A 15,673-nucleotide genomic window follows, 5' to 3' on the forward strand; every position below is an offset into this window, starting at 1 on the left:
AGCCTCCCGCGAAGTCAGCGACGAACCTCGGGCGCCTTCCGTCCCTTTGGCTTGCAGGAGCGCTCGGCCCGCGCGCGCCGCATCGCGATCGGCATCGAGCCCTTCCCCGTCGCGGGCGGGACCAGGCAAAACGGCTTCGATCCGATGAGATCCGCCCGCCCCGCCTTGATCAACGCCTCCCGCGCCTCGTCGTGGTGGGCCGGATCCCAGTAGAGCAGGAGCGCCTTCTGGAGCCGCTTCTCGTGCATGTCCTTGGCCGTGTACACGGGCTTCTTCGTGAAGGGATCGACGCCCGCGTGGTACATACACGTCGCCATCGACATCGGCGTCGGGATGAAGTCCTGCACCTGCCGCGGCCGCATCCCCTTCTTCTTCAGCCAGAGCGCGAGGTCCACCATGTCCCGGAGCGACGAGCCCGGGTGCCCCGAGATGAAGTAGGGCACGAGGAACTGGTTCTTCCCCGCCTCCTCGCTGGCGCACTGGAACTGCTCGGCGAAGCGCTCGTAGCTCTCGATGCCCGGCTTCTTCATCCTGTCGAGCACGTCCTTCTTCGAGTGCTCGGGCGCGACCGAGAGCTGGCCGCCCGTGTGCCATTGCGCGAGCTCCTCGATGAACTCCGGCGAGCGCTCGGCGAGGTCGTACCGGATCCCCGAGGCGATGAAGACCTTCTTCACGCCCTCGCTCTCGCGCACGGCGCGCATCAGATCGAGCAGCGGACCGTGATCCGTCTCGAGGTTCTCGCAGACCCCGGGGTGCACGCACGAGAGCCGCCGGCATTTGCTCTCGATCGCCGGGTCCTTGCATTTCATCATGTACATGTTGGCCGTGGGGCCGCCGAGGTCGGAGATGGAGCCGCGGAAATCGTCCATCCGGCGCAGCGCGCGGATCTCCTTCAGGACGCTCTCGGCCGAGCGTGATTGAATGACGCGCCCCTCGTGCTCCGTGATCGAGCAGAACGTGCAGCCCCCGAAGCAGCCGCGCATCGTCACGATCGAATGCTTCACCGTCTCGAACGCGGGGATCTTCTCCGAATACGTGTAATGGGCCGCGCGCGCGAAGGGCAGGTCGTAGAGCGCGTCCATGTCCTTCGTCTCGAGCGGGATCGCGGGCGGATTGAAGTAGACCGCCTCCTCGCCGTGGGGCTGCACGATCGGCCGCCCGTTGCCCGGGTTCGTCTCGTACTGGAAGCGCCGGCTCATCTCGGCGAACGCCTCCTTGTCCCGCAGGACCTCCTCGTAACTCGGCAGGATCACGGCCTTGCCGTCGCCGACGAACCGGCTCGGCTCGACGTCCTCCCACTCGCCCTTGCGGAGCACGTACGCCGTCCCCCGCACGTCCCGCAGATCGCGGATGCTCTCGCCCTTGCGTAACCTGTCGGCGACCTCCCAGACCGGCCGCTCGCCCATCCCGAAGATGAGCAGGTCTGCCTTCGCGTCGAGCAGCACGCTCCTGCGCACCTGGTCCGACCAGTAATCGTAGTGCGCGATCCGCCGGAGCGAGGCCTCGATCCCGCCGAGCACGAGCGGCACGCCCGGGAAGGCGCGGCGGCAGAGGTTGCCGTAGACGATCGTCGCCCGGTTCGGCCGGAGCCCCGTGCGCCCGCCCGGCGAGTACTGATCCTCGCTCCGGACCTTCTTCTGCGCCGTGAGCTTGTTCAACATGCTGTCCATGTTGCCCGCCGTGATGCCCACGAAGAGCCGCGGCGCGCCCATCCGCAGGAGGTCGTCCGTCGTGCGCCAGTCCGGCTGCGAGACGATCCCCACGCGGAAGCCCCGCGCCTCGAGGAAGCGGCCGATCAGGGCCGCGCCGAACGCGGGGTGGTCGACGTAGGCGTCGCCGTTCACGAGCAGGACGTCGAGCTCGTCCCAGCCGCGGGCCTCCATCTCGGCGCGGGTCGTGGGCAGGAAACGGCGGAGGTCACGACCCGACGCGTGGGCGCTTTTGCGAATCTGGACGATGGTCACGGCCCCGTGACCCTAGCCTGCCCCGGCCCGCGCGTCAGCGCCGACGGCGACGCATTCGCGTTTTTCCCCGCTCCCGCTCCCGCTCCCGCTCCCGCTTCCGCTTCCGCTTCCGCTTCGTCCGGTGTAGCGTCCGCTCGCATGAAATACCTCTCCCTCGCGGCCCTCAAGGTCGCGCTCGCCAACCTCTTCGGCGAACGTCATCCGGTGCTGGTCCTCTCCAGCGCTGGCAAGATGTACGAGCCCATTCTCCTGGAGAAGAAGCAACAACTCGACGCGCTCCCCGCCGCCCTCACGGGGGGCAAGCCGCTCGCCGAAACGATTGCGGAGGTCGACGACGATCACGACGGCTTTGGCGCGGCCATCTGGCACCTCACCGAGGCATACGTACGATGCCCGAATGTCTCTGCGCCCGTGCGCGCCGCGGCCGCGCGTATCCGGGCCGCGTTCATTCCGCAGCTCGACGACCTCCAGGCGACGTACGTGCAAGAGGTCCACGCCGCGATCGATCATCGAAAGCAGCTCGATACCCTGAAGTCCGACCTCCAGCTCATCCCCATCGCGGAGGGGCTCACGCTGCTCGATTGGGCGGCGGGGTATGTCGGCGCGGGCGAGCAGATCGGCTTCCTCCTCGGCCAACGAGCCGACGCGGACACGGGATCACGCAGCCAGGCTGGCAAGCTCCGGACCGGGATCCTGGCAGTCCTGGGCCGCTTCCGCGCGGCGCTCGGCGACGAGATCACCATGAACAAGGCCCTACCGAGGGACCTCGACGCGCAGGTCTTCGGGCTCTTCGACGAGCTCGCCCAGATGCGCGCCGACGCCCTCGCGGCCAAGAAGGCCTCTGCCCCCGCGCCCATCGCGCCGATGACCCCTTGACCCTCACCTCCAGGTCCGACCGATCGGACCTCGGGGGCATCCCGATCACCCTCACGCCCGAACGATCGCACCTCGGCGTGGTCGCCTTCCCCCCGACGCTCCGGAGATCACGCCTCGGGGGTGGTCTTCGTCATGGGCCGGGTCCGTCCGGGCGTGGTCCGGGGAGGACGGCCATGCCTCGGACGAGCGGTCCGCCGTGCGTCGAGGGGGTCGGCGCCCTGGACCATCACCGATCGCGCGGGTTTCCAAGGGAAGGCGACGCCTCCGAGGTCCGATCGGCCGGGGACCGGGGAGAAGACCTTCCCCCCCGCGCCCCTGCCGACGGCGTAGCGGGCACGTTCGGGGCTCACCTGCCTCTTGCGGTCCCCTTGGGTTTCGTCCAAACATCGTTCGGCGGACGGACGCAACAAAAGTTCGCCAGGTCCGAGCGAACCGGGATACTTCCAGGATCATCATGAACCAATCGCGTTACATCACCGCCCTCTGCGCTGCCGTGCTTCCGATCGCGCTGGCCCTCGTGGCCAACGGCTGCGGCAACAAGGAAGAAGAAACCCCGCCCGCGCCCGTCGCGACGCCGGCCCCCACGCCGACGCCGGCCCCCACGCCGGAGAAGCTCGTCGTCGAAGAGGACGCGGGCTCGGACGCCGCGGACGACGCGGACGCGGACGCGGGCAAGAAGGTCACCGGCGGCAGCTTCGACCCGACGGGCATCCGCGCCTGCTGCTCTGCGCTCCGGAGCAACGCGAACTCGGCCCCGCTCGACCAGAAGGGCACGTACCTGGCCGCCGCCGGTGTGTGTGACGGCCTGGTCAACTCGCCGCAGGGCCGGCAGGCGCTCAGCGCGGTCCGCGCCATGCTGAAGGGCGCCGGCGCGCCCGCGCAATGTAAATGAGAGGGCGGCGCGCGCGTCGCCTCTCGCTCGCGGCGGGGCTCGGGCTCGTCGTCTCCTGGCTCGGGGCGCGCGACGCGAGCGCGCTCGAGCCCCCGCCGAACCCGGGCCGCTCCAAGATCACGGGCGGGATCGCCTTGATGGTGAGCGGCGCGGTCGTCGGTGGCCTCGGCGCGGGCCTCTACGTCGCGAACGAGAACGCCGACCGCGCCGCGTGTGTCCCCTGCGCCAAGTCGTCCTGGGTCTTTCCGACCGTCCTCATGGGCGTCGGCGGCGCCATGTTCGTCGCGGGCATCCCGGTGTTCATCGTCGGACAGGTCGAACGTAGCCGCGCGGTGGTCTCCCTCGGCCCGTTTGGCGCGTCGGCCCACTTCACGTTCTAGGGCGCCGCTTCATCCGGCGTGGGTCCAGACCAACGTACCCCCTTCGAGGTTGACAGCGCCGTGCCATTCCGGCGGGACGGGGGGATCGGTCCAGTCGAAGAGCCATTTCGCGTCGGCCGGGGCGAGGTTCACGCAGCCGTGGCTCCGCGGCTTGCCGAACTCGTCGTGCCAGTAGGCGCCGTGCAGCGCGTAGCCCTCGTGGAAGTACTGGATGTAGGGCACGTCGCGCAGGTCGAACGAGTCCGAGCCTTCCTCGCCGTCCATCGTCCCGGAGACGTGCTTCGCGTGTACGTAAAACACGCCCCGCACCGTCGCTGTCGTCTTCTCGGGATCACTCATCCCGCCGCGCCCCGTGGACACGAGCGTCGCGAACACCGGCTGCGTCCCCTCGTACGCCACGAGGAGCTGCTTCTTGATCGAGACGTCGATCCACTTCTTGCCCGCGCGCGCGTGCCCGATCGGATCCTCGCGCGGCGTCGCGATCAACATCGTCGCGGCGGGTAACCAGAACCCCTCGGTCGTCTCCCACAGTCCGCGCTCGCCGCCCTTCGTGTTGCCCGTGAGGACGACGCCGGATCGCCACGGCACGACGCCCTTCTCGTGCATCCGGCCGTCCGCGTCCGGGACGAGCTTCGCCGCGCCGTGGCTCGTCACGATGGCGGGCAGGCCGCCGGGGTTGTCCACGACCGCGCCGTGGAGCGAGCTGATCTTCGCGGGCTTCGTGCGATCGAGCGGGATGAGGTCGAGCTCGGTCGTGAGGCCGAACTTGCGGTCGGTCCACTCGAAGGCCGTGACGAGCCCGAAGGCGGACTCCTGCTTCGCGCGGCCGGCGTGAACGGAGTAGCGGAGCGGCTCGACGGCGCCGTAGGGCTTCGGCAAGTCGCGGCCCTCGGCGAGGAACGCGGGCACGGCGTCGAGCGGGACCTTGGGCGGGATGGCGAGGCGGACGTGCTCGCGCACGGTGGGGCCCTCGACGCGGCGCTGATCCTTCTCGGTGGGCAGGCGGAAGTAGAGATGCGGCGCGCGGGAGCGCGACATCACATAGGCGTAGGGCAACGTGGCGTCGCGGTCGGGTCCACGCAGGGCGGCCTGGATGACCTGATGGTCGAGCGAGAGCGTCGCGCCTTTGCCGACGCAGACGTAGCCGCGCGGCGCGATGCGGTACCAGCCGCCCTCGCAGCGCCGGGTGCCGGCGGATGTTTCGGCGCGATCGACGACGGCGCCTGCGCGGAGGTAGCCGAGCTTGGTCGATCGGTCGTCGGGCGCGACGTAGATCCAGGTCCGCATCGCGATGCTGCCGATCTTGGCGCCGCGGCCCGGCTCGAGGTCTTCCCCAGCGCGTTTGTCCTCTTCGACGATCGGCGCGGGCGCGCCGGGGAGCTCGAGCGTCGGGGCGGCGGGGGGCCGATCGAGGACGCGCCCCGGCGGATCCTCGACGTTGCCGCAGCCCGGGAGAGCGAGCAGCAGGGCGAGGAGCGCAGGCCTTCGAGAGGGACGCGCGCAGAGGGACATCAGGGAGGTTCGCCGCTGCTTAGGACGAACGCGCGTCTCGGGCAACGTCTTGACGAGGGGATATGTAGGGGAGGTGGGTCGGGTTACGGGGAGGCGGGCGGGGGGGCTCTAAAGAACCTGGCTCACGGCTCGCACACCTCGTCCACGCATTTGCCGGACAGGCAATTCTCGTTGACTTTGCACGTGAAGCCCGCGGCGCCGAGGCACGTCCCCGCGCCGTCGCAAATCTTGAAATCCGCTGCGGCGCAGGTGCCGTCGTTCTCGTTCGCCGGGACCGGCAAACATTGGCCCTCCGTCCCGTCGAGGCCGCAGGAGTAACAATCGACGTCGCAGGCCGTGGCGCAGCAGAAGCCATCCACGCAGGTGCCGTTGCCGCACGCGGCGTCGTTCGCGCACGCCTCGCCGATATCGGCGATGCACATCCCCGCGCCGTCGCACACGCCCGGCATCGTGCACTCCATGTCCGGATCGGCGCCCTTCGCGATCGGCCCGCAGACGCCGTCGTCGCCGCTGCCCTTCTTGTCGGTCGAGCACGCCTCGCACGTGCCCATGCAAGCGCTGTCGCAGCAGACGCCGTCCACGCAATGGCCGCTCGCGCATACGGCGTCGCTCAGGCAACTCTCGCCGGGGTTGGCGACGCACGTACCCGCGCCGCTGCACACATTGTTCGCCGGGCACTCCGTGTCCGGGTCCACGCCCGGGGGGATCGGGGCGCAGATGCCGTTGGGGCCGCCCGTCTTCACCGCCGAGCACGCCTGGCACGTGCCCACGCACGCCGTGTCGCAGCAGACCCCATCGACGCAGAACCCGCCGAGGCAATCGTCAGGGACGAGGCAACCGTCACCGTCCTTCGATCGGCAAACGCCCGTCGCGTCGCACGACCGCGTCCCCGCGCAGATGTCCGCGGGGCTCGTGTCCTCCACGGAGGTGATCATCGTGCAAATGCCGATGGTGCCCGGCAGGTTGCAATGCTCGCACGCGGTATCGCAGGCAATGTCGCAGCAAACGCCGTCCGCGCAGGAGCCGCTCACGCATTCGTCGGCGTTCACGCACGCCTCGGCGTCGTCCTTCTTGCACGCGCCATCGCCGTCGCAGGCGTTCGCGCCCGTGCAGAAGGGATCGTCCTCGACGGCGGCGGGCACGTTCACGCACGTCCCGACGCTGCCGGGCACGTCACACGCGGTGCACGTGTCGCCGCAGGCCACATTGCAGCAGACGCCGTCCACGCAATGGCCGCTCAGGCACTCCACGGCCCCGCCGCACGCCTCGGCGTCGGCCTTCTTGCACGACCCCGAGCCGTCGCAGACCGTGCCCCCGTCCTGGCTGCAGGCGGCCTCGAGAGGCCGGTCCGGGTTCGACGGGACGCCGGCCGCGCTGCACACGTCGTCGGTGCATTCATTGCCGTCGATGGGGATGTCGCTCGTGTCGACCGACGTAACGATGTTGCCCTGGGCGTCACACTCGACGACCCTACAATCCATGGCCGTCTGGCCGTCCGGCAGGTCCGTGCCCGCCGCGGTGAGGCTCACGCCGCACTCGTTGTTGATGCACGTGCGGACCTTGCAGAAATCGTCCGTGCCCTGGCATTGCGAGGCGACGTTGCAGCCGACGCACGTCCCGTCGCCGTCGCAGTAGAGATCCTGCCCGCAGCCCGTGTTGATGGCCTCGGGCGGGAACGACGGAGCGCCATCCGTGCAGACGTTCTTCGTGCAGGCGTTGTTGTCGTTCGGCAGATCCACGTCGTCGGCGACCTCTTGCGTGAGGCCCAGGCCGTCGCAGACGACACGTTTGCAATCGCCGGTCGTCTGGGTGGAGAACGGGGTGCCCTCGTCCGCGAACGTCTGCCCGCAGACGTGGTTCACGCAGGTGCGCTGCTGGCAGACGTCGTCCGGCGGCAGGTGCACGCAATCGGCGGGCTCGTTGCATTGAACGCAACTCGACGCGCCGTCGCAGACCTCGGGCTCCCCGGGCTCGCAGGGCTCGCCGGCGGTCACGGGCGGGTTCGTCGGGGCGCCCATCGTGCACACGTCGAGCGTGCAGGGATTCACGTCGACGGGCACGTCCGTGTCGTCGACGACGGCCGTGTCCTCGCCCGCGACGCAGATGCGCTGCACGCAATCCCCGGGCACGGACTCGTACCCGGGCGTCGGCAGGCCGTCGAGGTCCGTGAAGAGGCAAGCGCCGATGCCCACATTGCAGACGTCCTCCGTGCACGCATTGCCGTCATCGCAGGGGGTTTGCGCGTCGCACGAGACCTGACACGCCCCGCCCTGGCACGTCCCCTGCGCTCCGCCGACGAGGCAGCTCGTCCCGTTCGGCTCCGGAGGGTGGACCGGCGCGCCCATCGAACACGCGTCGTTCGTGCAGCTCTCGCCGTCGTCCTCGACGTCGACGTCGTCGTTCATCGTGACGACGGCGCCGGCCACGCAGTCGATCCGCTGACAATCGCCGGCGGTTTGTCCCGGCAATGGACCGTCTCCGAGCGCCACGTGGGAGCAGACCCCGTCCGCGGCGCAGGCGTCGATGGTGCAAGGGTTCTGGTCCTCGCAGTTCGCGTCGGCGACACACGCCTCCGTGTCCTCGGGCGGTCGGGACCCGCTGGTGTCGAGCCCACACGAGGCGATCTGGGCGATGGCGGCGGCGGAGAGGAGCGTGGTGAGGAGGACGGAGAGGACGCGGGGGCGGTGTGGCATCGGTCGGGTATTCTGTTTCGTTCCGAAATCAAACGTAGGAGAGGAACGAGGCAGCCATCTCCCCCGAACGACGGCTGCCTCGGGTCATGGTTGGCAGGTCATGCCACCCGGGCACTTGTTGCTCGCGCAGTCGCTGTTCGTGGCGCAGTCCTCACCATTGTCGAGCTTGCACGTCCCCGACCCGTCGCAGGTCATGGTGCCCGTGCAGATGTTCGCGGGGAAGGTGTCATCCGACATCTGCGCGATCGCCACGCATTGGCCTAGGCTGCTCGAATTGTTGCACTGGTAGCAGGCCGTGTCGCACGCGCTCTCGCAGCAGACGCTGTCGACGCAGTGGTTGCTCTCGCATTGGGAGTCCGCGGAGCACACGGTGCCGTCGTCCTGCTTGCATGCGCCATTGCCATCGCAGGACTGCGTGGGTCCGGTGCACATCATCGCACCGTTATCGTCGTCCTGGCCCGCGGGCACGTTGATGCACTTGCCTTCGTCTCCGGACACGTTGCAGGCCATGCAAGTGCCCGTGCATGCATTCTCGCAGCAGACATTGTCGGCGCAGACCCCGCTCAGGCAATCCGACTCCATCGCCGGGCAGGTCTCGCCGTTCTTGGTCTTGCAAACCCCACCAGCACACGCCTGCGTGCCCGAGCAAGCGCCATCCTCCTGCCCCGTCGGGACGTTCACGCACATCCCGAGGTTCGGCGCGATATTACACGCCATACACGTGCCGGCACAACCGTCGGCGCAGCAGACGCCGTCGACGCAGAACCCGCTCACGCATTCGTTGTTGTTGCCGCACCCCTGGCCGGTGACCTTCCTGCAGTTGCCGCTTCCGTCGCACTGGTTCGCGCCCGTGCACGCGTTCGCCGGGACATTATCCGTCTGTCCACCGGGCACATTCACGCATTTCCCGACGTTCTCCGCCACGTTGCACGCCTTGCACGTGCCCGTGCACGCATTCTCGCAGCAGACGCCGTCGACGCAGCTCCCGGACAGGCAGTCGTTGTTCGCCGAGCAACTGACGCCCTGCTCCTTCCTGCACTGGCCACTGCCGTTGCAGGAGTTCGCATCGCCCGTGCATGTCGGCGCATCGTCCTGCCCCGTCGGCACGTTCGTGCACGTCCCGAGGCTGCCGGACACGTTGCAAGCCTGGCACGAGTTGCCGCACGTGCTGTTGCAGCAGACCGCGTCGGCGCAGATGCTATTCGCGCACTCGCCGTTCGCCGAGCAGTTCTTGCCGCTCGACTTCTTGCACTGGCCATTGCCGTTGCAGATGTCGCCGCCGTTCACGTTGCAGGTGAAGCCGAAGCTCTCGTTCGGATACGAGTTGTTGCCCTGCGCCGTGCACTGGTTCTTCGTGCACGGGTTGCCGTCGTCGCCGAAGTCCATCGTATCGGGCCGGATCACGAACTGGCCCGCGCCGTCGCAGACCTCGACCTTGCAATCACCCGACGTCTGCCCCGGCGTCTCCGTGCCGTCGGCCTTGTAGTTGAACCCGCAGACCCCACCGTTGCAGGTGCGCGTCTTGCAGAAATCGTCGGTGCCAGGGCACTGGCCCGCGCTGGTGCACCCGACGCATTGCCCCTCCCCGTTGCACACGTTCGAGCCGCCGCAATTCGTGTTCAGGGCGGCAGGATCGGAGTCGGCCTGGCCGTTCGTGCAGAAATCGATCGTGCAGGGGTTGTTGTCGTTCGGCTTGTCGTTGTCGTCGTTGACCAGCACGGTGCCGCCGTCGACCCCGTTGCAGACGGCCCGCTTGCAATCCCCCGGCATCTGCGACGCCGGCCCTGCGGTCGTCTCGTTGCCGAGGTACGTCACGACGCACTGGTTGTTCACGCAGGCTCGCTTCGCGCAATCGGTCTCGACGATGCCGGTGCAATGCTCGGGCAACGTGCACTGGACGCACGATCCGCCGCCGTCGCAGACCTCGGGCATGCCCGGCGCGCAATACGTGCCGGAGGCCGTGCTCGGGTTCGACGGCACGCCGCTCGTGCAGACGTTGTCCGTGCAGGGGTTCACGTCGACGGGCACGTCCGTGTCGTCCGTGACGTCCGTGTCCTTGCCGTTCACGCAGAGCTTCTGCTTGCAATCGCCCGGGCTCTGCGTGACGCCCGGGGTGGGCAGGCCGTCGAGGTTCGTGAAGACGCACGTGCTCGTGCCGAAGTTGCAGAAGTCGTCCGTGCAGGGGTTGTCGTCGTCGCAAGGGGTCTGCGCGTCGCACGCAATCTGACAGACGCCCGCCTCGCACCTGCCGGTCTGGTTGCCACGCTGGCACGCGTCGCCGTCGGCCACGGGTATATTACTCGCCGCGCCGGACACGCAGGCGTCGACCGTGCAGGGCTCGTTGTCGTCGGGGATGTCGTCGGCGTCGTTGACGAGGACCTCCTCGCCGCCCGCGCAATCCAGCCGCTTGCAATCACCCGCGGTCTGGGCCGGGTTCGGCCCGTCCATCGTCGGCGTGAAGACGCAGATTTTCGCGTCGCCGCAGGTGTCGACGGTGCAGGCGTTGTTGTCGTTGCAATTGGCGGCGGTCTCGCAAGGAACCGTGTCTACCACGGGCTTCGAGCCGTCGGTCTGGAGCGCGCAGGAGGTGGCCTGCACGAGGGCAGAGGCCACGAAGGCCGCGGCGAGGAGGGTGGAAAAGAGGCGGGGGCGGGGCATGGCGAGTTTCCTTCGACCAGATGACGTCAGTTACAGGTACCTTCGACGCACGAATTCAGACAATCGCCGCCGCCGTTGCATTTCTTTCCGGGGCCGCACTTCGGGCAGCCGCCGCCGCCTCCGCAATCCACGTCGGTCTCCGTGCCGTTCGCCACGCCATCGCTGCAGCTCGGAGCGATGCACTTGTTCCCCGTGCAGACGCCGCTCGTACAGTCGGCTGGCACGTTGCACGATTGATTCGTCCCACACTTGTCGGCGCAGATTCCACCACAATCGACGTCGCCTTCGCCGCCGTTCTTCACACCGTCGAAGCAACTCACGCAGACACCGTTGTCACATGCCTCGGCGCAATCCGCCGTGACCTTGCATGCCTTGCCGAGCCCGCACCTGTCGATGCACTCGCCGCCGCAATCCACGTCGGTCTCGGTGCCATTCTTCACGCCGTCATCGCAGCGGAAACACACGTTGACGGTCTCGTCGCACGTGTACCACGGGGGCCCGCTCCCACACTCGGACGTCTGCGTGCACCCGAGGCACTTGCCCTCCGCGTCACACTTGCCCGTGCCCGTCGGGTTGTCCTGCGTGACGCACACCTTCACGGCAGGGTCCGGCGTGTACACGGGCGCGCCGTTGACGCAGGTATCCACGGTGCAATCATTGCCGTCGCTCTGCGGATCCTTCGCGTCGAGCACCTCCTCGATGCCGCCGCTCGAATTACATTGCAGGACCTTGCAATCCCCGTCGGTCTGCCCGGCCGTGAGCTTCGTCCCCGCAGGCGCGTTCGTCGATTTACACACCTTGTCGCAGGTGAACGTCCGACACTCGGTGTTCTCACCACAATCGGCGTCGCTGGCGCACGTGCAATTGCCCACGCCGTCGCAGCTCGAGCCCATCCCGCACGACTCGCCCGCCGGCTTGTTCACATGCGTCGGCGTGGTGCCCTCGCAGCTATCCACGGTGCAATCCTTGCCGTCGTCGGGCATGTCGTCGTCATCGGCGACCGTCTGGAGCACGCCGTCGACGCACGCCATCTTCACGCAATCGCCGCTGCTCCCGTCCGTCTCGTCGCCCGGCGTGCACGCCGCGCCGCCGTCCGGCCTCCCCGACGGGCCGCTCCCCTGCGAGTCCAGACACGCGGGAACGGACGCCACCATCGCGAAGCCGAGCGCGAGGATCGACGCCAGGCCGTACGAGCGAGCTTTGCTCCTGCAAAGAGAAGTGTCGGGCATGATCATGGAAAACTCCAAGGTAAGGCGCCGAGACGGGACGCCGCTGCCAGTTTCGCCGATCTCGCTCGCCTTGGGCGCAAAAAATCGGCGCCCCTCAGGGACGTCGCAAGACCGTCACGATACGCGCCGATGACGCCGCCACGACCACGAGTCGACCACTGGAAGCCACGGATACCACGTGGGATCCCTCCCCCGTTTGCAGCGTCGAAACGATACGGAGCGGCTCGCCCCCGAGCTCCACCGTCGTCGCCCCCTTGCCACGCGGTCCACCCCCGAGCGCCACGAGGATCGTCGCCCCATCCGGTGAGAGCGCCGCCGACGAGGGCACCCCGCCGAGCGCCACGGTCGCCAGGACCTCCCGGCGATCGAGCGACACGAGCGTCCCCTCCCCCGCCGCCCCGATCACCACGGCCCGATCCCCGGACCACGGGAACGCCGCGATCGGCTGCGGTCCCGCCGGCGCGAGGCGCGGCTCGTCGCCCACGGAAAAACCCACGACCTGCGCCGTCGCCCGATCGAAGAGCAAGGCGCGCTCGGAAGAAGCAGACCGAGGCGCCACAGAGGCGCGCGGCTCGAGGAGCGACGACCACGCAGCCCGCGCGCCGCCGAACGGTCGCGCCGCAGGATCGAGCACGATCACGGACCCCGGCTCGGTCGGCACGCGCCCGTCGAGCAACACGAGGAGCCGATCGCCGCCCGCAGAAGGCAGAGGCGCGAGGCCACGAATCGGGGTCGAGAAGACGAGCTCGCCGTCCGCCACGAGCGAGGGCCCCGCGAGCCGGACGACGCGGCCCCCCTGCGAGGTCGCGACGACGAGGACCGGTGGATCGCCGCTCGCCGCGACGTCGAGCGCGCCCTTCACGGCGATCGTCTTCAGGTACGCCGAAGGCGCCGCGCCCGAGAGCCACGACGCCGTGTCCACGAGCGGCAGCCCCGCGGCAATACCAAGGACCACGAGCCGGCCCGACGAGAGCCGCCGGAGCGCCGTGCCCTTGCCCGGAATGCGCGCCCGCGCCTTCTCCACGCCGGAGTCGAGCGCATACGCCCGGAGCGTGCCGTCCTCGCAAAGCACGAAGAGCCTCGACGCGTCGTCCGCGAGGGCGACATCCACGGGGGGTGCATCGAGACGAACGATCCTGGCCACCTCGAACGCACGAGGCGCCTCGGACGACGGCGGCGGCGCGGTGTCCGGGCCAGGCGCCGCAGAGGCCCGAGGAGGGGGCGCGGCGTTCGCCGAGGTCGGCGCGGCGGGCGAGGCCGCGGACGACGCAGGCGACGCCGACGCAGGCGCGCGTGAGGCGCCGAGGCGGCCTTGCGAGACGAGGACGGCCGCGCCGCCGGCGAGCATGCCGAAGCCGCCGAGCCCAGCCGCGAGGAGCACGACGCCGAGCGGTCCGAGCCGCATGCGGCTGCGCGCGAGCTTGGGCGAGCTCACCCAGGCGCGGCAGGAGGGGCACTTCGCCGCGCCCTGCCGGATCGAGAGGGCGCCGCACCTCGGGCACTTGGTCTTGCTCACCGCAGCACCCAGACGCGCCGCGCGCGCGCCGAAAAGGCCGCCGCGCTGCCCGCGTCCTTGCCGAACCGAACACTCGTGACCTGGTCGGTGACGTCCACACGCACGGGCTCGCCGGTCGCGAGGTCGACGACGTACACCGCAGGCGACGGCGCGCCGGTGACGACGAGCGCCTGGTCGCCGGAGGGCGAGACCTCGAGCGCGATCACGGGGCTGCCGAGCTCGAGGCGCGTGTCCTGAGCAAGCGTGGCCGGCGCATGCAGCGAGAGCGCGCGGCCCGCCCTGCAACCCACGACGAGTGTACGAGGCGCGGCCCGGACGAACACGGGATCGGCGCAGGTCTCGCGAGAAACGTCGGGCGCGGCGAGCAGCCCCTTGCCTTCGAGCGCGACACGCGCGAGCCGCGAGGAGCCAAGCGCGACGAACGCAAACCCCGACCTGACGGCGACGGCCGCGACAGGATCCACGAGCGAGAGGCGCCGCACGAGCTGCGCGCTCGGCGCGACACGAGGCGCGAAGACCTCGATCGCGTCGGGATAGGCGCGCGGTCGAGGATCGGCGACGGCAACGACGGCAAAGGCGCCCTCCGCGTCGAGGGCGACGGCGGAGGGGATGGCGCCCCCGAAGCGGAAACGCGCGATCTCGACGTGATGCTCGGTGCCGACGACGACGACGCTGCGATCGACGGCCGAAGGAAAAACCGCGAGCCCAGCCGAGGGAGCGGCGGCGCCCGGGAGGAGCGGGGCGCGGGGCTCGATCCAGCGCAAGACGCGGAGGCTCTCGGGCTCGAGCGCGCCGATACGCGTCTGGCCGAGCGCGTAGAGGGCGCCGCCGACACGCTCGATCACGCGCGCGCCCTGCGCCTCGCGCGAGCTCGTCACGACCACGCCGCTCTTCGGATCGACGACGTCGAAGGCCGTACGGCGCGCGACCGCGACGTGACCTTGCGGCAGGAGCATCACGGCCTCGGCGTCGACCGCGACGTCGATCTGCGCCGCGACCTTGCCTTCGAGCCGCCTCTGCGCAGGCGGCGCAGGCTCGTCCGGAGCGCGCTCGGCGCTCGTGCTGGCAGATGCGCTCGCCGAGGCCGGCGCGGGCGCGGCGTTCGCCGTGGGGATCGCGCCTCCCGCGGAGCGCCCCTCGCCCCGCACGGAGAGCGCACCTCCGAGCAGCGGCGCGAGCACGAGCGCGAGCCCGCCGAGCACGAGGCCCGAGGCGCGCGACACGCCGAGCCGCGGCTCCGCGATACCCACGAACTCGCCGCACATGAGGCAACTCGTGCTGCCGACCATGACGGGCTCGAGGCAATAGGGGCAGGTGAACGTGGAGAGCGGGCGCTTGCGGATCGCGGTCGCGCCTTCGAGCGCGGCCGGGAACACGGCCGTCCCGCGGATCCAGCCGGGGACGCTGACGAGCGAGACACCCGAGGACATGGGGATCCGGCCCGTCATCAGGCCACGCGCCACGAACGCGCCCGTCACGGGGCCCATGACGCCGTCGGTGTCCTCGACGAACCAGAGGAGTTTGTCCCGGGCCTGGGGCTCGAGCTTGGCGAGGTCACGCGGGAGCGCCTCGGCGACCACGCCCTCGGGCGGATCGGGCGGGCTCGGGGAGGAGAAGAGATCCGAGAGCGGATCCCACGCGGCGCCGGGGAGGAACCGCTTGCACCCCTCCATGCGGAAGAGCGGGTCCTTGAGCGAGCCCGATCCGATCTCGCGGCGGATCGCCTCCAGCCGCAAGGGTCCGCGGATGTTGCCCTGTTCGGAGACGAAGAATTCGGCGTTCGGGGACACAGGCGCCCAGAAGGGCGCATGCACTGTACTACGAAGCGTCCGTCCGCCGCATCAGTCCCAAGGGGGACGCCTCGCGTCCCCCTCTCGGCCAGGCGGAGCCCGGCCGATTCACCCCCTCGAGGCGAAATCGCTGCGCGATTTCGTTGAGCGCCAAACCCTTCGA

10 protein-coding genes are annotated in these 15,673 nt (G+C 69.6%); 3 read left to right on the forward strand and 7 right to left on the reverse strand.

Annotated elements, in window-relative coordinates:
* Window positions 1-14: 14 nt before the first annotated feature.
* Window positions 15-1,964 carry a YgiQ family radical SAM protein gene (locus GF068_RS04845; RefSeq protein WP_338046224.1) on the reverse strand — a complete coding sequence of 650 codons (1,950 nt, stop codon included), beginning with the start codon at window positions 1,962-1,964 and terminating at the stop codon, window positions 15-17.
* Between the two features lie 138 nt (window positions 1,965-2,102).
* On the opposite strand from GF068_RS04845, the gene GF068_RS04850 reads away from it, so the two are divergent.
* The 3 genes from GF068_RS04850 (at window position 2,103) to GF068_RS04860 (ending at window position 4,112) form a co-directional block, all read left to right on the forward strand.
* Window positions 2,103-2,840, forward strand: coding sequence for a hypothetical protein (locus tag GF068_RS04850; RefSeq protein ID WP_153818070.1), 738 nt, complete (start codon window positions 2,103-2,105; stop codon window positions 2,838-2,840).
* Between the two features lie 454 nt (window positions 2,841-3,294).
* Window positions 3,295-3,732 carry an acyltransferase gene (locus GF068_RS04855; protein WP_240806596.1) on the forward strand — a complete coding sequence of 146 codons (438 nt, stop codon included), beginning with the start codon at window positions 3,295-3,297 and terminating at the stop codon, window positions 3,730-3,732.
* Window positions 3,729-4,112: a hypothetical protein gene (locus tag GF068_RS04860; RefSeq protein ID WP_153818071.1), complete on the forward strand. Its 384-nt coding sequence runs from the start codon at window positions 3,729-3,731 to the stop codon at window positions 4,110-4,112. The genes GF068_RS04855 and GF068_RS04860 overlap by 4 nt, the downstream gene beginning before the upstream one ends.
* A gap of 9 nt (window positions 4,113-4,121) precedes the next feature.
* On the opposite strand, the gene GF068_RS04865 is transcribed toward GF068_RS04860, so the two are convergent.
* The 6 genes from GF068_RS04865 to GF068_RS04890 all read right to left on the reverse strand — a co-directional run bounded on the left by GF068_RS04865 (window position 4,122) and on the right by GF068_RS04890 (window position 15,510).
* A complete protein-coding gene (locus GF068_RS04865) occupies window positions 4,122-5,624 on the reverse strand; it encodes a L,D-transpeptidase (protein WP_240806597.1) in 1,503 nt (500 codons plus the stop codon).
* A 122-nt stretch (window positions 5,625-5,746) separates the two neighbouring features.
* A complete protein-coding gene (locus GF068_RS04870; protein WP_153818072.1) occupies window positions 5,747-8,317 on the reverse strand; it encodes a hypothetical protein in 2,571 nt (856 codons plus the stop codon).
* A gap of 84 nt (window positions 8,318-8,401) precedes the next feature.
* On the reverse strand, window positions 8,402-10,975 hold the full coding sequence (locus GF068_RS04875) for a hypothetical protein (protein WP_153818073.1): 2,574 nt from the start codon (window positions 10,973-10,975) through the stop codon (window positions 8,402-8,404).
* A 26-nt stretch (window positions 10,976-11,001) separates the two neighbouring features.
* Window positions 11,002-12,204 carry a hypothetical protein gene (locus GF068_RS04880; protein WP_153818074.1) on the reverse strand — a complete coding sequence of 401 codons (1,203 nt, stop codon included), beginning with the start codon at window positions 12,202-12,204 and terminating at the stop codon, window positions 11,002-11,004.
* A gap of 94 nt (window positions 12,205-12,298) precedes the next feature.
* The gene (locus tag GF068_RS04885; RefSeq protein WP_153818075.1) at window positions 12,299-13,720 is read right to left on the reverse strand and encodes a hypothetical protein; all 1,422 of its coding nucleotides are present in this window, start codon (window positions 13,718-13,720) and stop codon (window positions 12,299-12,301) included.
* On the reverse strand, window positions 13,717-15,510 hold the full coding sequence (locus GF068_RS04890; protein ID WP_153818076.1) for a WD40 repeat domain-containing protein: 1,794 nt from the start codon (window positions 15,508-15,510) through the stop codon (window positions 13,717-13,719). Before GF068_RS04890 ends, GF068_RS04885 begins: the two co-directional genes overlap by 4 nt.
* Window positions 15,511-15,673: the final 163 nt, after the last annotated feature.

The organism is Polyangium spumosum, assembly GCF_009649845.1.
GTDB classification, from domain to species: Bacteria; Myxococcota_A; Polyangia; order Polyangiales; family Polyangiaceae; genus Polyangium; species Polyangium spumosum.